Origin of the sequence: Tepidiphilus olei (assembly GCF_006980705.1) — a bacterium.
GTDB lineage: Bacteria > Pseudomonadota > Gammaproteobacteria > Burkholderiales > Rhodocyclaceae > Tepidiphilus > Tepidiphilus olei.
Genome location: NZ_SBHO01000004.1, coordinates 162,007 through 182,912, shown reverse-complemented (window position 1 = coordinate 182,912; position 20,906 = coordinate 162,007). Strand labels below are relative to the sequence as shown.

The window sequence follows — 20,906 nt, the reverse complement described above, 5'->3', positions numbered from 1 at the left end:
GCGGGTCACGTTAGCGTGCGGGGTCGATCCGCCAAAAAATTGCGCGACCTCTTCCCGCTGCCTTCCACCCCGTAGTTTCTTTCATCATCGGGGGTGGCGCCAGTCGCAATGACCGTTAGGATGGAACTGAAGGAATTTTCACCGTCTGTTCGAGGGTTTGCTTGCCCCGTCTTGCGGTATTCTGCATCCTGAGGCTCAAGTCCCGTGGCGACGTTGGCGTGGCAGGGGGGAGTGGAGGACGATGGAAAAGAGACATTCGGTGGCGCGGCGCCTGATCGCCGCGATCGGGATCGTGCTGGTGGCCGGTCTGGCGGTGATGGTCGCCTGGAGCATGGCGGCGTCGCGCACCATGGCGCGCGACCAGGCGGAGCGCTTCGCCGCTTCCATCAACGAGATGACCATGGCCGGACTCACGGCCATGATGGTCACCGGCACCGTGGGGCAGCGTGACGTCTTCCTCGACCAGATCCGCAATCTCACCTCCGTGCGCGGCCTGGAAGTGCTGCGCGGCGAGGCGGTGACGGCGCTCTACGGCAAGGGCGGGCTGGAAAAGGAGCCCGATGCGATCGAGGCTCAGGTGCTCGCTTCTGGCCAGACCTACCTGGCGATCGAGGAGGAGGGCGGCTCCCGGACATTGCGCGCCATCTATCCGAGCAAGGCGGCAAGCGACTACCTCGGGAAGGACTGCATCGCCTGCCACCAGGTGCCGGAGGGCACGGTGCTGGGGGCGGTGAGCATGCGCATCTCGCTCGGCGAGGCGGACGCCGCCACCCGCCGCTTTGCCGCCTGGGTGGGGAGTTTTGCCGTGCTGCTCGCCCTGCTCACCATGGGCGTGATCGCCTGGGTGGTGCGCCGCTCGGTGGCGCGGCCCCTGGGCCATCTGGTCGCCAGCCTCGAGGAGATCGCCCAAGGCGAGGGGGACCTGACGCGGCGCTTGCCGGTGGAGCGCGACGACGAGATCGGCGCGGCCGCCGCCGGCTTCAACCGCATGCTCGAGACGGTGGCCGAGCTGGTGCGCGAGGTCAAGCGCACCGTGGCCACCCTGGAAGAAGCGACGGCGGAGATGGCGCGCAGCGGCGAGGCGGTGCGCGCCGGAGCGAAGACGCAGAACGCCGTCGTGGCTCAGGTACGGCAACTGATCGGGCGGCTGCACGAGGCGGCGGTCCGGGTGGCCGAGGAGGTTGCGGCCATCCAGGCCGAATCCCAGGTGAGCCGCGAGCGCACCGAGACGAGCCGGGCGCGGCTCGCCGCCCTCGTCGATGCCTTCGCGGCCATCGAACAGGCGCTCTCCTCGCTGGTCGAGGCGATGGGCGCTTTTTCCCGCTCGTCGCACGAGATCCGCGTCATCACCCAGGAAGTGCGCGAGATCGCCGACCAGACGAATCTTTTGGCGCTCAACGCCGCGATCGAGGCGGCGCGCGCTGGCGAGGCAGGGCGCGGCTTTGCCGTGGTGGCCGACGAAGTCAGGAAACTGGCCGAGAAGTCCAGCACCGCCGCCGGGCGTATCGACACCATCACCGCCGCCGTGGTCGAGCGCAGTGAGCAGCTGTATTCGGCGTTCGAGTCCGGTCAGGAAAAACTCAAGGAGGTGCGCCGCGTCTCGGACGAGGTGACCGAGCGTCTGGCCGAGGCCGGAGCGGCCGTGGCCGACGTGGGCCGGCGGCTCGATGCGGTCACCGTCACGACCGAAGGGGAGCGGGAGCTGGCCGAGCAGGCCTCGTCCGCGGTCGACGGGATCGCGCAGGAAACCGGACGGCTCGATGCCGAGGTCGACGCCCTCACCTCGGCCGTGGAAAAGGTACAGGCGCAGGCGCAGCAGCTCGTCGAACGGGTGCGCCGCTTCCGGGTCGAATGAAGGGGCGGCATGCCCCTTCTTTACCCACTATCGGCGGATCGCAATGAAAAGTCTCATGCCATTGCGATCGACCAGCACGGCGAACCGGTTGCCGGCCGCGTTCACTGCTTGGCGGAATTCCTCCGGCGTGCGTACCGGTTGCTGGTTCACTGCCACGATCACGTCGCCTGAGCGCAAGCCCGCGAGTGCCGCCGGCCCAGTCACTCTCGTTACCATCACTCCCCCTTCTGCCAAACCACGCTCTTTCGCTTCCTGAGCGGTGAGGGCGCGCACGGAGATACCGGCTGCGGCCGGTTCGCCTGAGGGTTTCTTGCCCGGGCTCGCCTGAGCCGTCTCCTCTTCCAGTTCGGCCAGCGTCACTCTCTTCTCCAGGCGCTTTCCTTGGCGCAGGATCTCGACCCGCACTGTTTCGCCCGGTTTGCGCCGTCCGATGATGCGCGGCAAATCGGCGGAATCCACGATTCGCTGGCCATCGACGCCGACGATGACGTCGCCGGGCTGGATGCCCGCTTTTCCTGCTGGGCTGTCAGTTTCGACGCTCGCGACCAGCGCACCCTCGGGTTTGTCCAGTCCGAAGCTCTTCGCCAGTTCCTCGTCCATGCCCTGGATGACCACGCCGAGCTTGCCCCGCTGAACTCGCCCGTGTGCGATGAGCTGATCTTTCACTTCTTGCGCCACGTCGCTGGGGATGGCGAAGGCGATGCCCATGTAGCCGCCGGAGCGTGAATAGATCTGACTGTTGATGCCGATCACTTCCCCGTCCATGTTGAAGAGCGGTCCGCCGGAATTGCCCGGATTGACGGCCACGTCGGTCTGGATGAAGGGAACGTAGGTCTCATCGGGCAGGCGTCGCGACTTGGCCGAGATGATGCCCGCGGTGACGCTGTGTTCGAATCCGAAGGGAGAACCCACGGCGATCACCCACTGACCGACGCGGGCCTTCTCGGGATCCCCGAATTTGACCGTAGGCAACCCCTTGGCATCGATCTTGAGCACGGCGATGTCGGTGCGGCGATCGGTACCGACGACCTTGGCCGGGAACTTGCGTCCATCGGTGAGCTGGACCGTGATTTCGGCGCCCTCGCCCCCCTCACCCACAACGTGGGCATTGGTGAGGATGTAGCCGTCGGCCGAGACGATGAAGCCGGAGCCGAGTCCGCGCTGCACCGGTGAGTCGCCCCGGCCGCCGGGAATCTGCGGCAGCGGGATGCCGAACCGGCGGAAGAATTCGAAGAAGGGATCGTTCTCGTCGAAGGGAAAGGGCAGGGATTCTGCGCTCGAGCGGCTCACCACGGTGATATTGACCACCGTCGGGGTCACTTGCTCGACCAGGTCGGCGAAATCCGGCAAGCGCCGTTCGGAGCTGCCGAAGAGCACAGGGCGTAAGGCCGGCTCGGACGCAGCGGCGGCGGGCACGACGATGCCCGTGCTCAGGGCGAGCGCCAGTGCCAGTACCGTGCCCCGGTGGTTCGAGCTGGCGCTGGTAGGATGCCGCAGACGAAATACCTTCATGGCCTCTCCTTCCATGCGGGAAAAGCCCATTGTACGGGATCGTTCGGGAACCAAAAGCAGATATCGATGGTAAAAAGATTTGATACACTGGCCGAAGACGGTCGCCGTCGAGGGGAACGCAGCATGACGCTCACCGATTTACGCTATCTCGTCGCGCTCGCGCAGGAACGGCATTTCGGTCGCGCCGCCGAGCGCTGTCACGTGAGTCAGCCCACGCTCTCCGTGGCGATCAAAAAATTGGAGCAGCATCTCGGCGTTCTGCTCTGCGAGCGCAATCCCAACGAAGTGAAACTCACCGAGATCGGGCGTCAGGTGGCCGAGCAGGCCGAGCGGGTGCTGCGCGAGGCGCAGCGCATCGAGGAGATCGCCCAGGCGGGCAAGGATCCCTTGGTAGGACCCCTGCGGCTGGGCGTGATCTTTACCATCGGCCCTTATCTGTTGCCGCGGCTCATTCCGCTCGTGCATGAGCTCGCCCCCAAAATGCCGCTCATCATCCACGAGGATTACACCTCGAAGCTCGCCGAGCAGCTCAAGCACGGCGAGATCGACGTCGCCGTCCTCGCCCTGCCCTTCTCCGAACCGGGGCTCGTCACGCAGCCGGTCTACGACGAACCTTTCCGTGTCCTCGTGCCGGCCGGGCACCCCTGGACTCACTACGACAGTATTCCGGCGACCAAGCTCGCCGAGGAAAACGTGCTGCTGCTGGGGGCGGGCAACTGTTTCCGCGATCAGGTGTTGGAAGTGTGCCCGCAGTGCCTTCGCCACTCACCGCTGCAAGAAGCGCTCGCCGGCAGTTCCCTGGAGACCATTCGTTACATGGTGGCAAGCGGTTTGGGCGTGACCGTGCTGCCTTCCTCGGCGGCCGACGATGCCTCGCGCATGAACCCGCTGTTGGCGGTACGCCCTTTTACTCCCCCCGAACCCTATCGGCGGGTCGTCCTGGTCTGGCGTGTCACCTATCCGCGCCACGGCGCGATCGACGTATTGCGGCGCGCCATCTTCGAAGCGGATTTGCCTGGCGTGCGCCCGGTGGGCCCTGTGCCACGCCCTTTGCCTGCGCAGCAGCACGAACCACGTCCGACCGAGGTGGCGCCATAACTCGAAGCGAACGGCACCATCGGCTACCGCAATTTGTCGGTGCCCGAGTTGTGCGCTATATTGATCTACGTCAGGTTCATCCAAGGAGAAAAACATGAGCAAAGGACAAGACAGTACTGCCATCGACATCGGGATCAAGGAAGAAGATCGCAAGAAAATCGCCGAGGGGCTTTCCAAGCTCCTGGCCGATTCCTATACGCTGTATTTGGCCACGCACAACTTCCATTGGAACGTGACGGGGCCAATGTTCAACACCCTGCACTTGATGTTCGAGCAGCAGTACACCGAGCTTGCTGTGGCGGTCGACGACATCGCCGAACGCATCCGTGCGCTAGGCTATCCGGCGCCCGGAACTTACGCCGAGTTTCTCGAGCTCACCCGGCTCAAAGAGCCCAAGCCTGGTCTGAAGGCGGAAGACATGATCCGCTATCTCATCAAGGGCCAAGAAACGGTGGTACGTACGGCGCGCGAGATTTTACCCGTGGCCGAAAAGGCCGACGACCAACCCACGCTCGATCTGCTCACGCAGCGCATGCAGGTGCACGAGAAAAACGCCTGGATGTTGCGCAGCCTGCTCGAGTGAGCGACGCGACGCAACGATAGGGCGCCGTAGCAAAATCTCGTCGCCGCCCAACACCCATGAAAAAAGCCGGGATCGCCCGGCTTTTTTCATGGCACGACTGAACGTCTGCTTCGGCGTTGCACCCTACCCTCTCTTCTCTTTCCCGCAGACCGATCGCTGTGGTTTTTCAGGGGGATCTCTCCTCGCGTTCCGGTTTTTCGTCTTGCTCGAGACGGGTCGAGTTCGTGTGATTTGTTTTTGTGCAAATCATGGAAGTTAGGCTAAAATCAAAGATGTTTACAGAAGTTAAGGACAAATCGTGACAAATAGTGACACCGTTTCCGGCCGGACGATCGACAAAGCCCAAGTGCGCGAGTGGTTCGAACTTCCTTTCTTTGAGCTGCTACATCGCGCCTACGACACCCACCGGCGCCACTTTCCCGGCCAGCGCATCCAGCGCTCGGCCCTGTTGTCAATCAAGACGGGGGGATGTTCCGAAGATTGCGGCTACTGCGCCCAGTCGGCGCGTCATCACGCGCACGCGCGTGAGCCTTTGCTCGATACGCAGACCATCGTGCGTCATGCAGCGCAGGCCAAGGCGGCCGGTGCCACGCGCTTTTGCATGGGCGCTGCCTGGCGCGCGCCCAAGGACAAAGACCTAGAACGGGTGGCAGAGGCGGTCGCGGCGGTCAAATCGCTGGGTTTGGAGACCTGCGTCACGCTCGGCATGCTCTCGCCCCCGCAGGCTACCCGCCTCAAGGAAGCCGGGCTCGACTACTACAACCACAACGTGGACACCTCGCCGGAGCATTACGGCAAGGTGATCACCACGCACACCTTGAGTGACCGCCTGCGCACGCTCGAGGCAGTGCGCGAAGCCGGCATCAAGGTTTGCTGTGGCGGCATCCTCGGCATGGGCGAGACGCGCGAGGATCGCATCTCCATGTTGGCGCTTCTGGCCGGTCTCGACCCCCAGCCGGAATCGGTGCCCATCAACCAGCTCATTCCCATCCCGGGCACGCCGCTTGCCGACGCGCCGCCCATCGACCCGTTCGAGCTCGTGCGCACGATCGCGGTCGCTCGGCTGGCCCTGCCGCACAGCTACATCCGCCTCTCGGCCGGTCGCAGCCAGATGAGCGACGAACTCCAGGCGCTGTGTTTCTACGCCGGGGCCAATTCCCTCTTCTACGGCGAAAAACTCCTCACCGCCGGGAACCCGGACGTCGCGCACGACGACGTCCTGCTCGAGCGGCTCGATTTGCGGCCGGAGTGAGATTCATGGAAGCCCCCGCTTTGTTCGCCCAGGAAGCAACGCAATGGGAACGCCGCAGCCTCGAGGCCGTATGGCACCCGTGTACCCAGATGCAACGCCATCTGCCTGCCGGCGATCCGAATGCCCTCCCGCTCTTGCCCGTAGCCCGTGCAGCAGGCCCATGGCTATATGGTTTCGACGGTCGGGCCTACTACGATGCCATCTCTTCGTGGTGGACCACGCTCTTTGGTCACCGGCATCCTCCCATCATCGCCGCGATCAAGGAACAGCTCGATACGCTCGACCACGTGCTGCTTGCCGGTTGCACCCATGCTGCCGCGGTCGAACTGGCTGAACGGCTGCGTGCCCTGACGGGAGGGCAACTCGGGCATGCCTTCTTCGCTTCCGATGGCGCCAGCGCTACCGAAATCGCGTTGAAAATGGCAGCCCATTACGCCAGAAACCGAGGATTCCCCCGCAAGACCGGTTTCGTTTGTTTCGCCGGTGGCTATCACGGAGAGACGATCGGCGCGCTCGGCGTCACCGACGTTCCTCTCTTCCGGCAGGCCTATGAACCCCTGTTGCGCCCGGCGACGATTCTGCCCTGTCCCGACGCCCGCCTCGGCCCCCCGGCACTCGAACGAGCGGTTTGCGCTCTACGGTCTCACCTCCAAGCCCATGCCGAAGAGGTGGCCGCGGTGATCGTCGAGCCCATGGTGCAATGCGCAGGCGGCATGATCATGCATTCGCCGGAATTCTTGCGCTGCGTGCGCCGTCTGTGTGACGAATACGGCGTGCTGCTGATTTTCGACGAAATCGCAGTGGGATGTGGGCGAACAGGACGCCTGTTCGCCCACGAGCACGCCGGCGTGCGCCCTGACCTGCTCTGCCTGTCCAAGGGAATCACCGGTGGTACCTTGCCGCTGGCAGTAGTGCTCACCACCGATGAAGTGTTCGAGGCCTTTCTCGATGAGCGCATCGAACGCGGATTTCTTCACTCCCATTCCTACACGGGAAATCCCCTTGCCTGTCGTGCCGCTTGTGCCACCTTGGCGCTCCTCGAAGAGCCCGGCATACCAGAAAGGCTGGAAGCGCTCGGCGCGGCCTTCGAACGCGCTTTGGCACCCATTGCGGCGCAACATGGGGCTGCTCACCTGCGCCGCTGCGGTACCCTCGTGGCTTTCGACCTACCCAAGGCAGCGGAGGATTTTCCACGTCGTGCCGCCGTGGCTGCGCTCGAGCATGGCCTGCTGCTGCGACCTTTGGGTCGGACGGTCTATGTCATGCCCCCTTACGAGACGCGTCCCGAGGAGGTGGATTTCGCCTGCGAAGCGATCGCGCGCACCTTGGTCGACGTCCTTTGATCCCTGCGTGAGGCCGTTTCATGCATGATTCGTCACCTTCCTTCGTACGAGGATGGCTCGCCGAGCGGCAGGATCGAGAGCTGCTGCGTCGCCTGCGACGCGCGTCACCAGTGGCTTCGAGTGCACGCTTCGTCCATGACGGACGACAAGGAGTCAGTTTCGCCAGCAACGACTATTTGGGACTGGCGCACCATCCTGCCCTCGTCGAAGCGCTGATCGAAGGGGCGAAGATCTGGGGCGTCGGTGCCGGTTCCTCGGCCTTGGTGGGCGGCTATACCGAGGCGCACGCGGTGCTGGAATCCGAGCTCGCTGCCTTCCTGGGGTTTCCCGCGGCCCGAGTCTTCACCTCCGGCTACGCCGCCAACCTCGCGGTGATTACCGCCTTTGCCCGCGAAGCGCCGACGGCCATTTTTGCCGACAAACTGGTTCATGCCTCGCTCGTCGATGCGCTGCAACTCGCCCGCGCTGGCGGCGCCAAAGTTCGACGTTATCCCCATGGCAACCTCTCCGTCCTCGGCCAATGGCTGGAAAAATCCCGAGAGCCGGTGAAACTCGTCGTCACCGATGGGGTGTTCAGCATGGACGGGGACATCGCTCCGCTGTCAGCGCTCTCGGAGCTGGCGCGCGCCCACGGTGCCTGGCTCGTCGTCGACGATGCCCACGGCTTCGGTATTCTCGGGCCTGCTGGACAGGGAAGTTTTGCTGATGCCGGTCTGAACCCTCAATCTCATTGGCTCTGGGTCGTCACTTTCGGGAAAGCGTTGGGTGCAATGGGTGCCGCCGTGCTGGGCGCAGAAGAGGCGATGCTCTGGCTCGATCAGGCTGCGCGAACGCACATCTATACGACAGCCATGCCGCCAGCGCTGGCACACACCGTGCATACCGCACTGCAGCTGGTGCGCGACGAAACGACGCGTCGTGATCGACTCGCTGCGCTCATTCACCGCTGGCGCCAGGGAATGGCTCGGTTACCGGCGATCGAGGTGATCCATGCGCCGGAACCGCCAGAGAGCAGCAGCTCGGCCCTTCCCCGCTTGCCGTTTTCTCGTACCCCGATCCAACCCTTGATCTTGGGATCACCGGAGCGAACGCTCGCCATCGAGCAAGCCTTGGCGCAGGCCGGGTTTTTCGTGCCGGCGATCCGTCCACCCACCGTCCCCGAGGGCAGCGCACGCCTGCGTTTTTCTTTGTGCGCAGATCACGGCGAGGCTGAGCTCGATGCCTTGCTCGAAGTGCTGTCGCAGATCTTCCAGCAGTTCCCGGCTCCAGGTTCGTGATAAGCGCTCAATCACTTCGCCGACGTGCATGAACGCCAAACTCCTGGAAGAGGGGCGCACAACACAGAGATTGAGCCTGAACTGTCCTTGGATCGCTTAACGCCCAGCAAAACGAAGAGCTGAAGAAATTATGAACACGAGAACTTGGTTCCTTACGGGCACGGACACAGAGATCGGCAAGACGCATACTGCTTGTCAGCTGCTCGTACGAGCATGCACCTCGGGGTGGCGCGCCGTGGGCGTCAAAGCCGTCGCCGCGGGCGTGGATGAAACGGGGTTCAATGAAGACGTAGTGGCACTCGCAGAAGCCAGCAGCGTCGATCTGCCGGCTGCGGTACGAAACCCCTACTGCTTCAAAGCCCCCATCTCGCCCCACCTGGCAGCAGCCCAAGAAGGCGTAAAAATCGACCTGGGCAAAATCGTCTCGGCCGTGGCCAAGGCGCGCACATACGCCGATCGAGTACTGGTCGAAGGTGCAGGGGGTTTTCTCGCTCCACTGACGCCAACGCACACCATGGCCGATTTGGCAGTAGCGCTCCGAGCCCCTATCATCCTCGTGGTAGGCATGCGCCTTGGTTGCCTCAACCATGCACTGCTCACGGTAGAGGCGATCGAACGACGACAGCTGACTTTATCGGGTTGGATCGCCAATTGCCTCGACCCCGCGATGGCCAGTCTCGACGGCAATCTCAGCACCCTACGGCAAGCGATCCCTGCGCCCTGCCTAGGAGTGATCCCCTACGGCAGTAGACGGGACGAGATCGATTGGGTACGCTGGCCCGACGAAGTCGCGCCAAAGCGCTAGGGCCATGGGTCCGATCGAATACCCTACTTTTGGGACGCACCCCTCACGACGTCTCCGCAGCCTTGGCTTTCTTCCTGGTCGTGGTGGAGCGCCCTTTTTTGCCCGATGCTTCGCGCGGCTCGAATTCGAAGCCGATCTTGCCGTCGGGTTGGCGCACGAGGTAGGCGGAGAACTTGCGCCGCGTGCGCGCCGACACGAAGCCGGTGAGGAGATCGGTCTTGCCCGTGGAAAGCAGCTTCTTCATCTGCTCCGGCTCGATCGGTTGCTGCAAGATGGTGCGGCCGCTACGGAAATCGCACGTCTTGTCGGCGCCGAGTGCCTTGGTGCACACGTAGCTCGTGCCATGCTCGACCACCGGGGCGCCGCACTTGGGACAAGGCCCCAGTGATTCGCGCTCGGCCAGATCCGCCGGCGCCTCCTCCGGCGGTTCGACGGCGAAGGCGAACGTGGGCTGTTTGGCTTCGTCGAGCACCAGCTCGGCGGCGAACGGCCGCCCCAGGCGGCTGCGAAAGCCCTCCAGCGGACCGATCCGGCCTTGGGTGAGCAGCGTCTCGGCTTCGGGCACGTCGATCTGCCGGCCGGCGATGATCTTCCACATCGACCAGCCGCACCGATCGCATTGAAAGGTCTTGTAGGTCTCGCGCACGGTGCCGCCGCACTTGGGGCAGGGCGCCTGCAAGGTGGCGAAGTCGCCGGGCACGGTGTCGGATTCGTGGCGCTTGGCGCGTTCGACGATGTCCTGCGCCATACGCGCGATCGAAGCCATGAACTCTTCGCGCGCGAGCCGCCGTTGTTCCATCAGGGCGAGCTTGTGCTCCCATTCGCCGGTGAGTTCGGGCGAGGTGAGCGCGTCGATGCCCAAGCCTTTGAGCAAGGTGATGAGCGAGAAGGCCTTGGCGGTAGGTATGAGCTCGCGCCCTTCGCGCACGAGGTATTTTTCTTCGAGCAGCCCTTCGATGATCTGGGCCCGCGTGGCGGGTGTCCCCAGCCCGCGCCCGGCCATGGCCGCGCGTAGCTCTTCGTCTTCGACGAGCTTACCCGCTCCTTCCATGGCCGAGAGGAGCGTGGCTTCGGTGTAGCGCGCCGGCGGCTTGGTGTGCAAGTCCTTGATCTCGACCGCCTCGGTGTGTACCGTCTCGCCGGCGGCGACGGGCACGAGTTCCCCTTCGCCCTCGCCGGCGGCCCGCTTGCCGTAGACCTCGAGCCAACCCGGGGCGACGAGCACCTTGCCTTCGGTCTTGAAGGCGTCCTCGCCCACCCGGGTGATGCGGGTGGTGACGCGGTATTCGGCCGGCGGATAGAAGACAGCAAGGAAGCGCCGCGTGACCAGGTCGAAGATCTTCTGTTCCGGTTCGGACAGCCCCTTGGGCACCACCCCCGTGGGGACGATGGCGAAGTGGTCCGACACCTTGGCGTTGTCGAAGATGCGCTTGTTGGGTTTGACCCAGCCCTGGGCGAGAATCTTGCCGGCGAAGGGTTGGTATTCCGGCGGCAGCTGCGCCATCACCTCGCGCACGGTGCCGATCATGTCCTCGGGCAGCGCGCGGGCATCGGTACGAGGATAAGTCAGCACCTTGTGCCGCTCGTAGAGCGCCTGGGCGATGGCCAAGGTATTGCGAGCGGAGAAACCGAAGCGGGCGTTGGCTTCGCGCTGCAGGCTGGTGAGGTCGAAGAGCGGCGGGGCGATCTGCGTGCTGGGCTTGGCGGTTTCCTCGACCACGCCCGGCTGGCCCAGGACGCGATCGCGGATGGCTTCGGCGCGCTCCCGCTCCCACAGACGGTAGGGGCTGGCGTGCTCGTCGCCCTCGGGTTTTTTGAAGTGCTCGTCGAACCAGCGGCCGGTGTAGGTGCCCGCCGCGGCGCGGAAGGTGGCTTCGACTTCCCAATAGGGGCGGGGTTGGAAAGCGCGAATCTGGCGCTCGCGCTCGACAACCATGGCGAGCGTAGGCGTCTGCACCCGACCGACGGTGGTGAGGTGAAACCCACCGGACTTGGAGTTGAAGGCGGTCATGGCACGCGTGCCGTTGATGCCGATGAGCCAGTCGCTCTCGGCGCGGCTCACGGCGGCCTGGCGCAGCCCTTCCATCTCCTCGGCCGAGCGCAGGTGCTCGAAGGCTTCGCGGATCGCCTGCGGCGTCATCGATTGCAACCACAGGCGCTGCACGGGCTTGTCGATCTTGCCGTACTGCACGATGTAGTTGAAGATGAGCTCGCCCTCGCGCCCGGCGTCGCAGGCGTTGATGAGCCCGTCGACGTCTTTGCGCTTGGCAAGGCGCAACAGGAGTTTGAGCCGGTCCTCGCTCTTGGCGATGGGTTGCAGATCGAAGCGCGGCGGAATCACCGGCAGGTTGGCGAAGCTCCACTTGCCGCGTTTGACTTCGTATTCCTCTGGCGCCTTGAGTTCGAGCAGATGACCGACGGCCGAGGAGAGGACGTACTGTTCGGACTCCCAGTAATCCTTTTCTTTGTGGAAGCCGCCGAGCGCACGGGCGATGTCCTGTGCGACGGAGGGTTTTTCGGCGATGATGAGTTTCTTGCCCATGGGTTCAGTGCAGCCGCGGCGGTTCGGCGTCTTCGTCGTCTTCGACGCGCAGCAGTTCGTCGACGACGAGGGGATCGAGTTCCCGTTCATGCTGCCACAGCACCATCAGCGCGAGCACCTTGAAATCGTCCGGATCGAGCGGTGTCGCGCCGAATTCCAGGGCGCGGTCTATGAGGGTTTCTCGCAGCGCCTCGTCGATGGCGCCGTGGCGTTGTAGGAAGTAGACCAGGTTCTGCCCGGCGGTTCCCAGGACTTGCCGTTCTTCTTCGGTGAAGATGCGCACGCTGCCGCCGGCGGGCGGGATGCGCCACGAAGGGGAAAGGGCTTCGCCGTTGCGCAGCGTATCGAGCCAGGAGAGCGCCTCGTCGATCTCGTCGCCCTCGAACCCGGCATCGGCAAGCCGTGCGCGCAGCTCGTCTGGATCCTTCGGCGCCTCGTTGGGTCCGGCATAGTTTTCAAAGAGATAGACGAGGACATCGAACATGGGGAATTCCTTCAGCGGGTGCGTTGGTAGCGGCCGCCCGGCAGGCGCACGACGGCGCCGTCGAGTTCCAGCGGTAACAGCATGGCCGAGAGTGCCTCGCTCGTCAAGCCCGTGCGATGCATCAGGGTGTCGAAATCGACCGGATCGTGCCCCAGGGCGGCAAGGAGCGGGTCGCTTTCGTCGGAAGGCGCGGGCGCGGGTTCTGGCGGAACGAGGGCGCCGGGCGAGGCCAGATCGGGCCATTCTTCGAGGAGGTCGTCGACGCGCTCGACGAGTTTGGCGCCTTCGCGGATGAGGCGATGGCAGCCGCGCGCGAGCGGATTGTGGATCGAACCGGGGATGGCGAAGACGTCGCGCCCGAGTTCGGCGGCCAGGCGCGCCGTGATGAGCGAGCCGCTTTCGGGCGCGGCTTCCACCACCAGCGTGCCACGAGCGAGCGCCGCGATGAGGCGGTTGCGCCGCGGAAAATGATAGGGCTGGGCGGCAGTGCCCAGCGGAAACTCGCTCACGATCGCACCACGCTCTGCGATGCGGTGCGCGAGCCCGCGGTGCTTGGCCGGATAGACGCGGTCGGCGCCGGTGCCGACGATGGCCACCGTCCTGCCGTCCTCGGCCTCGAGCGCGCCTTCGTGGGCGGCGGCGTCCACTCCCAGGGCGAGGCCGCTGACCACCACGAAGCCACGCTCGGCGAGCGCTCGGGCAAAGGCGCGGGCGTTCTCGAGCCCCCCGGGCGTGGCGCGGCGCGCACCGACGATCGCCACGGCGGGCCGGATGAGCGTTCCTGGATCGCCCACGACGTAGAGCACGAGCGGGGCGTCGGCGAGGGCGAGCAGATTCCGGGGATAGGCGGCGTCGGCGAGGGTGAGGAGGTGATGGCGGACGTCGTCGAGCCAGGCGAGCGCCGTCTCGATCGCCTCGGAGGGCGGCGCGGCGGCGAGCGCCTGGGCCACTTCGGCACCGAATTCGGCGCGCACCGTGGAGAGCGGCTGGGCGAGCACGGAATCCGGCGCACCGAAGCGCGCCAGGAGCTTGCGCTGGACGGACGGCGAGAGCCGGCGCAACGTGAAGTCGAGCCAGCTCCTCGCCTCTTCCCGGTCTTCAGGGCGTACGGGCGGCATCCCCGACACGGACCGGTTTCTCGGTCTCCATCACGAGGGCGTAGGACATGCGTTCGAAGACGCGGAAGACGAAGGCCACGCCGTAGCGCTCTTCGGGCAGGAAGACTTTGGTGTTGCGATTTTCCTCATCGGTGACCGGAGGGCGAACGCGCCACAGGGCGAGCACGTGACCCGGCGCCAGGTCCTGGGCCTCGCCTTGGTCGAGAAGAATGACGTCGAGACGCCCGGCCGCGAGCGAGCCTTGGTAGAGTTTGATGATCCGGGCATCTACGTCGTGCTCCGGCGCACGGGGGACGAAATTGACCAACGTTTCTTTTTGCGACGCGATCAGCGCATCGCCCGGCTGTATCGCTTCGTTCGTTTGCTGGAGCCGCAATACGGTGCCGAGGCGAGGGTCGTCGTTCGGTTCCACCTTGGCGGTACCCAGGTAGCGGGCCTCGTAGCCGATTAGGGTTTTGCCGTCACGGGCATGGAGCGGCTCGGCAGGGCGGAAGAGCTGTACGAGCCGGGTATCCTCGGGCACGCCGATGGCAAAGGCAACGTCTCCGGCGCCGGCCATCCAGCGGCCATCTTCCAGCCCGACGATGCGTCCGGAGTTTTCCAGGGTTTTTTGATCGATCACCTGCGGACGCACGAGGAAGGGTTCGATGGCCGCGAGCGGGATGGAGGGAATGGCATCTTGAATGGGCTCATGGCGAACCTGCGGCGAGCGTTTCTCGTCGATCGGCCCCACCGGCTTAGCGGTACGCAGTACTCCGGCAGTACGGTCGAACACCAGGATCTGACCGGGATAGATGAGATGAGGATTGCGGATCTCGGCCCGGTTCATCTGCCACAGATCGGGCCAGCGCCAAGGGTCGCGCAGGAAACGCTTGGCGATGCCCCAGAGCGTGTCGCCTTTACGCACGGTGTAGGTGTCCGGCGCATCGGGGGCAATGCCTCCGGGCTCGACACCCGCGTGCGCGAATCCAAGCGTACCCAGCCAGACCAGGGCGATCGTGCCTATAATGCGAATCATCCGCTTCATGGTGAGGAACCTCACAGGAGTGTCGGAACCGGAGGTGGGCGATCCTGTCTCACTGCCGGGGCAGAAGATGTTGGCATTCTACGTGACGCATTGGCGATTGGCAACGAGAGACGAGGAAATATGGCACTACTTCCCATCCTGCATTATCCCGACCCGCGGCTGAAGAAGCGCGCCGAGCCGGTGACGGAGGTCGACGAGTCGATCCGCCGGCTCGCCGCCGACATGGCCGAGACGATGTACGCCGCTCCGGGAATCGGACTCGCCGCCACGCAGGTCGACGTGCACAAACGCGTGATCGTCATCGACGTGACCGAGGACCGTTCCGGGCTGACGGTGCTCATCAACCCCGAGATCCTGGAAAAGGACGGCGAGTGCGTGAGCGAAGAGGGCTGCCTGTCGGTGCCGGGTATCTACGACAAGGTCACGCGCGCCGAGCGCGTCCGGGTTCGGGCCTTGAACCTGCAAGGCGAGCAAATCGAATTCGAGGCCGAGGGCCTGCTCGCCGTGTGCATCCAGCACGAGATCGACCATCTCGACGGCAAGGTGTTCGTCGAGTATCTCTCACCGCTCAAGCAATCGCGCATCAAGGCGAAACTCGTCAAGCGCGCGCGGATGACGGCCTGATGGTCGCGGAGGAAGTGCGCCGGGTCGCCTTCGCCGGCACGCCCGAATTCGCGGCGATCGCGCTGCGCGCGCTGATCGCGGCGGGTTGGGAAATTCCTTTCGTGCTCACTCAGCCCGACCGACCGGCCGGGCGCGGCATGAAACTCAGCCCGAGCCCGGTGAAACGGGTGGCGCAGGCAGCCGGCATTCCTGTGCTGCAGCCGGCGCGGCTCAAGAGCGAAGAGGATCGCCGGGAACTGCTGACGCTGCCCGCACCCGACGTGCTGGTGGTGGCAGCCTATGGCCTGATCCTGCCGCCCGAAGTATTGCATTGGCCGCGCTGGGGCTGCCTCAACATCCACGCGTCGCTCCTGCCGCGCTGGCGGGGAGCCGCCCCCATCGTCCGGGCGATCGAGGCGGGCGATGCCGAGACGGGGGTCACCCTCATGCAGATGGACGAAGGGTTGGATACCGGTCCCATGGTGGCGAAGGCGGCAACGCCGATCGCCCCTGACGAGACGGCGGGTTCGCTGCACGACCGGCTCGCTGCGCTGGGTGCCGGGCTGCTGCTTCAGGTCTTGCCCGAGCTGCCGCGTCACCTCGCCCAGGCTCGAGCGCAACCGGCAGAAGGCGCCACCTACGCCGCCAAGATCACGCCGCAGGAGCGCTGGATCGACTGGTCGCAGCCGGCCGAAATGATCGAGCGGCGGCTGCGCGCCTTCGATCCCCATCCCGGGGCTCAGGCACTGTTGTGCGGCGTGCCGCTGAAACTCTGGCGAGCCCATAGGCTCGAAGGAAACGGCACCGAGCCGCCGGGAACGGTGACGGCCGTCGGCCCCGAAGGGATCACCGTGCAGGCCGGCCAGGGACGGCTGCTGCTCACCGAACTGCAGCGCCCCGGCGGCAAGCGCCTGCCCGCGGCGGAATTCCTGCGCGGTTTCCCGATCTCTATCGGCGAGCGATTCACTGTGGAAGGAGGTTGACGATGTACGGAAACTGGCTGAAGACGACGCTCTTGATGGCGGCGATCATGGCGCTCTTCGGCGCCGTGGGGATGGTGATCGGCGGTAGGACGGGGATGTTGGTGGCGCTGGGGTTCGGCGCGCTCACCAACTTCTGGGCGTATTGGTTCTCCGACAAGATGGTGCTGGCGATGTACCACGCGCAGGAGGTCGACGAGACCACCTCGCCCTACCTCTACGGCATCGTCCGGGACCTTGCCCGGCGCGCGGGGTTGCCCATGCCCAAAGTCTATATCATCCACGAGGCGCAGCCCAACGCCTTCGCCACGGGGCGCAACCCCGAACACGCGGCCGTGGCGGCGACCACCGGGATCATCGAGCTGCTCAGCGAGCGCGAGTTGCGTGCGGTGATGGCCCACGAGCTCGCGCACGTGAAGCATCGCGACATCCTCATCTCGACCATGACGGCGACGGTGGCCGGTGCCATTTCCATGCTCGCCAATTTCGGTTTCTTCTTCGGCGGGCGCGACGCAGAGGGGCGGCCAGCCAACCCCATACTCACCATCCTGGTGATGATCCTCGCGCCGATCGCGGCGGTGATCATCCAGCTGGCGATCTCGCGCACGCGCGAATTCGGAGCCGATGCGGGCGGAGCCGAGATCTGCGGCGACCCGGAGGCGCTCGCCTCAGCGCTAGCCAAGATCGAGGCTTACGCGCGGCAGATCCCCATGCCCACGGCCGAGGCACACCCCGAGACGGCGCAGATGATGATCATGAACCCGCTCTCGGGCGGCGGGCTGCGCGGGCTCTTTTCGACGCATCCGAGCACCGAAGAGCGCATCGCCCGCCTGCGGGAGATGGCGGCACGGATGCGTCGCCGCTGACGGCGATCGGTTCACTGCGTGGGCGCCCAAGGAAGCAGCACCGTCTCTCCCTCCACTTCCAGGCGCCGGGCCCGCAGGCCATAGACCTCGCGCAGCCGCGTCTCGTCGAGCACTTCCAAAGGGTCGCCCGCCGCGAGGCAGCGCCCCTCGTGCAGCAGCAGCACTTCGTCGCAAAAACGCGCCGCGAGCGTGAGTTCGTGCAGGGCTATGACCACCAGCCGTCCGGCCTCGTGCGCCTCGCGCCGTAACAATGCCAGCGTCTCGAGTGCATGGCGCGGATCGAGCGCGGCGAGCGGTTCGTCGGCGAGCAGCATCGTCGCCTCCTGGGCGAACGCCCGAGCGAGCGCCACGCGTTGCTGCTGTCCGCCCGAGAGTTCGGTGACGGGGCGCTCGGCCAGATCCGCGGCGTCGACTTTCCCGAGTGCCGCCAGGCAGCGCTCTCGCTCGGGCGGGGTACGAATCCGGCCGGCGGGCAAACCCAGAGCGACGCAATCGAGGGCGCGCAGCGGCAGATGAAGGGAAAAGCGCTGCGGGCAATAGGCGATCAGCGAGGGCCAGCGCGTGCGCGGCACGCGCGCGAGCGGCTCGCCCCACCAACGCACTTCCCCCTGCTGTGGTCCGAGCACACCGGCGGCCACCCGCAGCCACATCGATTTGCCCGCCCCGTTGGGGCCCACCAGGCCGACGAGTCGGCCTGCCTCGCCCCGCCAGTCGATGCCGCGGAGCACGGTCCGTCCGCCCAGCCGCAAGCCGACGCTGGAGAATTCCAGGGCCAGGCTCATGGCGCGCGCACCGCGAGTACCCGCCACAGGAAGAAGGGCGCCCCGACGAGGGCCGTGAGCACGCCCAGTTTGAGCTCCGCGCCGTGGGGATTGAGCAGGCGCACTGCCAGATCGGCGGCGAGCAGCAGCGCCGCTCCCGCCCCCATCGCCGCCCACAGCGTGCGCGCCGGATCGTGGCGTACGAGCGGACGCACAAGGTGCGGCGCCACCAGGCCGACGAAGCCGATGGAGCCGGCAATGGCCGTGGCGGCCCCCACCGCCAGCGCCGCCCCCACGAGCACGGCCAGCCGCAGCCGCGGCAGCGACACGCCCAGGCTCGCAGCAGCCTCCTCGTCGAGCACCAGGCGGCGCAGCGCCGTGCCCTGGCGCAGCAGCAATGCCAGCCCCAGCGCGATCGGCGGCAGTACCAGCGCCACGTCCTGCAGGCTGCGATCGGCGACTGACCCCAGCAGCCAGTGCACGATCTCCATCGTCGCGTGCGGGTTGGGCGACGCGTTGAGGATGAGCGAGACGAGCGCCGTGCTCAGGCTGGAAGCAGCCACGCCGGCCAGGATGAGGCCCACGGTGGAGGTTCCGCGCAGGGCGAGCAGCAAGACCAGCGTCGTGACGAGGGCCGCCCCGGCGAAACCCGACAGCGGCAGCGCCAGCGACCAGGCGCCGGCCCACCCCCAGTAGAGCGCCATCACCGCGCCCAGCGAGGCCCCGCCGGTGGCCCCGACCAAGGCCGGTTCGGCAAGGGGGTTGCGCAGCAGGCTCTGCAAGGCCGCTCCGGCTACGCCCAGCGCCGCCCCCACGGCGAGCGCGAGCAGGGTGCGCGGCAGCCGGATTTCCACCAGGACCAGGCGCAGGAGAGGATCCCCCGCCCAGACGCCCCGCCACCAGGCAAGCGGCGAGAGCTCCAGATAGCCCAGCGTGAGCGAAGCGAGCACGAGCAAGACCACCAGCAGGAGCAGCGCCGGCGCGAGTAGCACTTCCCTCATCGTAGGGGCTCCAGCGCCTCGAACGACCAGGGTCCGGCGCAGGTGATCGCCCAGCTCGGCAGCCAGCGCGGTTCGCCGGCCTGCCGCCGCAGGGCCGGATGTGCGAGCAGGCGCTCGCCCAGGGTCGGGGTGTCGTTTTGATAGGCGGTGCGCCACCAGCGCGTCGGGCGGGCGGCCAGTGCCCGCTCGAGCGGCAGATCGCCATAACCGATGAGCCCCGCCCGGGCGGCCGCATTGATGCCGCCGCTGCGTTCGATGAGCTCGCCCACCCAGGTGCCGTGCCCGGCGCTATAGCCGCCCTGGAGATAATAGAGGATGGGCGGCGGCTCGGCGTCGAAGGGGCGAGCGAGGGTGTCGAGCCGTCTTTCCAGGGCCGCGGCACGTTCCGGCTCGTGCACCAACTGGCCGAGGGTACGGATCGCCTCTCGCAGCGCGGGCAACGATTCGACGTAAGGTAGTGTATAGACGGGAAGACCCAGCCGCTCGAGCAGCGAGCGCGTGGCCGCGGCCGAGAATGGCCCGAAGACGACCAGATCTGGCTTCAGCGCGAGAATCTCTTCGGCCGAACCGCGGATCGCCGGTTTGTCGGCCCCCAGCGAGGGGTCTGGCGCCAAGTCGCCGCGGCGCGACAACATCGTGATGGCGATGACGCGCTCGGGGGCGAGCCGCAGCAGCAGCTGGTCGGCGCACAGATTCACCGAGACGATGCGCCGCGGTCCTTCCTGCGCCTGGGCCACGCAGGCAAAGAAGGCCACCATCACGAACAGTTGGCGGTGCCATCCACGCCGGGTCTTCATTGCTCCGCGCGATCGGCCACCACGCGGTGGCGCTGCCGCCCCAAGCCACCGACCTCCAGCGTCACTTCATCTCCGGGACGCAGGAAACGCGGCGGATTCTGACCCAGTCCGACCCCGGCGGGCGTGCCGGTGGCGATCACATCGCCCGGCAGCAGCGTCATGAATTCGGACAGGTGGCTCACGAGGGTGAGCACGTCGAAGATCATCTCGGCGGTGGTGCCGTCCTGCATGCGTTCGCCGTTCACCTCGAGGCGGATGGCGAGGGACTGGGGATCGGACACTTCGTCGGCGGTGACGAGCCAGGGGCCCAGCGGACCGAAGGACTCGTAGCTCTTGCCCTTGATCCATAGCCCCCCGCGGTTCATCTGGAAGTCGCGCTCCGACCCGTCGAGCACGGTGCAATAGCCGGCGATGCAGGCGCGCGCCTCGGTCGGCGAGACGCGCTTGGCCCGCCGACCGATGACCACGCCCAGTTCCGCCTCCCAGTCGAGTTTCTGCGCCCCGGGCGGGCACAGGAGCGGATCGTTCGGACCGCAGATGCAGCTCGTGGCCTTCATGAAGACGACCGGTTCACCGGGAATCGGCAGATTCGCCTCCTGCGCGTGGTCGCGGAAATTGAGCCCGATGGCATAGAAATTGCCCACGCCGGCCACCGGCGGCCCGAGGCGGACGTCGGACGCTACCGGCGGCAACGAGAACGGATCGAGCGCACGCAAGGCCGCGAGCGCCGCCTCGTCGGCAAGGAGCGCACCGTCGATGTCATTCACATGGGACGAGAGATCGCGCAGACTGCCGTCGGGGGCAACCAGACCGGGACGTTCCTTGCCCGGTGCGCCGAAACGGATGAACTTCATTGGGTTTTCCTGAGAAAGAGAGAGTAGCGTCGCAGTGTTCAACGAATCGTATCATGTGTCCGCGACGAGAGCAGCACGCGTACAATCGCAGTGCGATTTCCGACTCGTGTGCGACGGCTGACTCGCTCGACCTTGTTGATGGAGCCGA

19 protein-coding genes are annotated in these 20,906 nt (G+C 65.9%); 10 read left to right on the top strand and 9 right to left on the bottom strand.

Annotated elements, in window-relative coordinates; translation table 11 throughout:
* Positions 1 to 241 precede the first annotated feature (241 nt).
* On the top strand, positions 242 to 1,855 hold the full coding sequence (locus EPD80_RS06580) for a methyl-accepting chemotaxis protein (RefSeq protein ID WP_142810448.1): 1,614 nt from the start codon (positions 242 to 244) through the stop codon (positions 1,853 to 1,855).
* Between the two features lie 27 nt (positions 1,856 to 1,882).
* Here the strand turns inward: EPD80_RS06580 and EPD80_RS06575 are convergent, their stop codons facing one another.
* Entirely contained in the window at positions 1,883 to 3,367 is a 1,485-nt protein-coding gene (locus EPD80_RS06575; RefSeq protein ID WP_142810446.1) for a DegQ family serine endoprotease, read from the bottom strand.
* A gap of 123 nt (positions 3,368 to 3,490) precedes the next feature.
* On the opposite strand from EPD80_RS06575, the gene EPD80_RS06570 reads away from it, so the two are divergent.
* The 6 genes from EPD80_RS06570 (at position 3,491) to bioD (ending at position 9,725) form a co-directional block, all read left to right on the top strand.
* Entirely contained in the window at positions 3,491 to 4,465 is a 975-nt protein-coding gene (locus tag EPD80_RS06570) for a hydrogen peroxide-inducible genes activator (protein ID WP_142810444.1), read from the top strand.
* A 94-nt stretch (positions 4,466 to 4,559) separates the two neighbouring features.
* Entirely contained in the window at positions 4,560 to 5,048 is a 489-nt protein-coding gene (locus EPD80_RS06565) for a Dps family protein (RefSeq protein ID WP_142810442.1), read from the top strand.
* A gap of 298 nt (positions 5,049 to 5,346) precedes the next feature.
* Complete coding sequence (gene bioB / locus EPD80_RS06560) at positions 5,347 to 6,300, top strand: biotin synthase BioB (protein ID WP_221928891.1); 954 nt, start codon at positions 5,347 to 5,349, stop codon at positions 6,298 to 6,300.
* Between the two features lie 5 nt (positions 6,301 to 6,305).
* Positions 6,306 to 7,643, top strand: a complete 1,338-nt coding sequence (locus tag EPD80_RS06555; protein ID WP_142810438.1) for an adenosylmethionine--8-amino-7-oxononanoate transaminase — start codon at positions 6,306 to 6,308, stop codon at positions 7,641 to 7,643.
* A 20-nt stretch (positions 7,644 to 7,663) separates the two neighbouring features.
* Positions 7,664 to 8,920, top strand: a complete 1,257-nt coding sequence (locus EPD80_RS06550) for an aminotransferase class I/II-fold pyridoxal phosphate-dependent enzyme (protein ID WP_142810436.1) — start codon at positions 7,664 to 7,666, stop codon at positions 8,918 to 8,920.
* Between the two features lie 130 nt (positions 8,921 to 9,050).
* Positions 9,051 to 9,725 carry a dethiobiotin synthase gene (gene bioD / locus EPD80_RS06545; protein WP_142810434.1) on the top strand — a complete coding sequence of 225 codons (675 nt, stop codon included), beginning with the start codon at positions 9,051 to 9,053 and terminating at the stop codon, positions 9,723 to 9,725.
* 43 nt (positions 9,726 to 9,768) lie between these two features.
* Here the strand turns inward: bioD and EPD80_RS06540 are convergent, their stop codons facing one another.
* Genes EPD80_RS06540 through EPD80_RS06525 form a run of 4 tightly spaced genes read right to left on the bottom strand, consistent with a single transcriptional unit; the run spans position 9,769 to position 14,896 of the window.
* Positions 9,769 to 12,267, bottom strand: coding sequence for a DNA topoisomerase III (locus EPD80_RS06540; protein ID WP_142810432.1), 2,499 nt, complete (start codon positions 12,265 to 12,267; stop codon positions 9,769 to 9,771).
* A 4-nt stretch (positions 12,268 to 12,271) separates the two neighbouring features.
* Complete coding sequence (locus EPD80_RS06535) at positions 12,272 to 12,751, bottom strand: DUF494 family protein (RefSeq protein WP_142810430.1); 480 nt, start codon at positions 12,749 to 12,751, stop codon at positions 12,272 to 12,274.
* 11 nt (positions 12,752 to 12,762) lie between these two features.
* Positions 12,763 to 13,869 (bottom strand): DNA-processing protein DprA, encoded by a 1,107-nt coding sequence (dprA, locus tag EPD80_RS06530; protein WP_142810479.1) that lies wholly within the window; start codon positions 13,867 to 13,869, stop codon positions 12,763 to 12,765.
* Positions 13,850 to 14,896, bottom strand: coding sequence for a LysM peptidoglycan-binding domain-containing protein (locus tag EPD80_RS06525; protein ID WP_142810428.1), 1,047 nt, complete (start codon positions 14,894 to 14,896; stop codon positions 13,850 to 13,852). Before EPD80_RS06525 ends, dprA begins: the two co-directional genes overlap by 20 nt.
* Positions 14,897 to 15,016: 120 nt before the next feature.
* Here EPD80_RS06525 and def point away from each other — a divergent pair, with 120 nt between their 5' ends.
* Genes def through htpX form a run of 3 tightly spaced genes read left to right on the top strand, consistent with a single transcriptional unit; the run spans position 15,017 to position 17,345 of the window.
* A complete protein-coding gene (gene def, locus EPD80_RS06520) occupies positions 15,017 to 15,520 on the top strand; it encodes a peptide deformylase (RefSeq protein ID WP_142810425.1) in 504 nt (167 codons plus the stop codon).
* Positions 15,520 to 16,482 carry a methionyl-tRNA formyltransferase gene (fmt, locus tag EPD80_RS06515; RefSeq protein ID WP_142810423.1) on the top strand — a complete coding sequence of 321 codons (963 nt, stop codon included), beginning with the start codon at positions 15,520 to 15,522 and terminating at the stop codon, positions 16,480 to 16,482. The genes def and fmt overlap by 1 nt, the downstream gene beginning before the upstream one ends.
* Positions 16,483 to 16,484: 2 nt before the next feature.
* Positions 16,485 to 17,345, top strand: coding sequence for a zinc metalloprotease HtpX (gene htpX, locus EPD80_RS06510; protein ID WP_142810421.1), 861 nt, complete (start codon positions 16,485 to 16,487; stop codon positions 17,343 to 17,345).
* A gap of 11 nt (positions 17,346 to 17,356) precedes the next feature.
* On the opposite strand, the gene EPD80_RS06505 is transcribed toward htpX, so the two are convergent.
* Genes EPD80_RS06505 through EPD80_RS06490 form a run of 4 tightly spaced genes read right to left on the bottom strand, consistent with a single transcriptional unit; the run spans position 17,357 to position 20,758 of the window.
* Complete coding sequence (locus tag EPD80_RS06505; RefSeq protein WP_142810419.1) at positions 17,357 to 18,127, bottom strand: ABC transporter ATP-binding protein; 771 nt, start codon at positions 18,125 to 18,127, stop codon at positions 17,357 to 17,359.
* The gene (locus tag EPD80_RS06500) at positions 18,124 to 19,107 is read right to left on the bottom strand and encodes a FecCD family ABC transporter permease (RefSeq protein WP_142810417.1); all 984 of its coding nucleotides are present in this window, start codon (positions 19,105 to 19,107) and stop codon (positions 18,124 to 18,126) included. The genes EPD80_RS06505 and EPD80_RS06500 overlap by 4 nt, the downstream gene beginning before the upstream one ends.
* Positions 19,104 to 19,904 carry an ABC transporter substrate-binding protein gene (locus tag EPD80_RS06495; protein ID WP_142810415.1) on the bottom strand — a complete coding sequence of 267 codons (801 nt, stop codon included), beginning with the start codon at positions 19,902 to 19,904 and terminating at the stop codon, positions 19,104 to 19,106. The genes EPD80_RS06500 and EPD80_RS06495 overlap by 4 nt, the downstream gene beginning before the upstream one ends.
* Complete coding sequence (locus tag EPD80_RS06490; RefSeq protein ID WP_142810413.1) at positions 19,901 to 20,758, bottom strand: fumarylacetoacetate hydrolase family protein; 858 nt, start codon at positions 20,756 to 20,758, stop codon at positions 19,901 to 19,903. The genes EPD80_RS06495 and EPD80_RS06490 overlap by 4 nt, the downstream gene beginning before the upstream one ends.
* Positions 20,759 to 20,906: the final 148 nt, after the last annotated feature.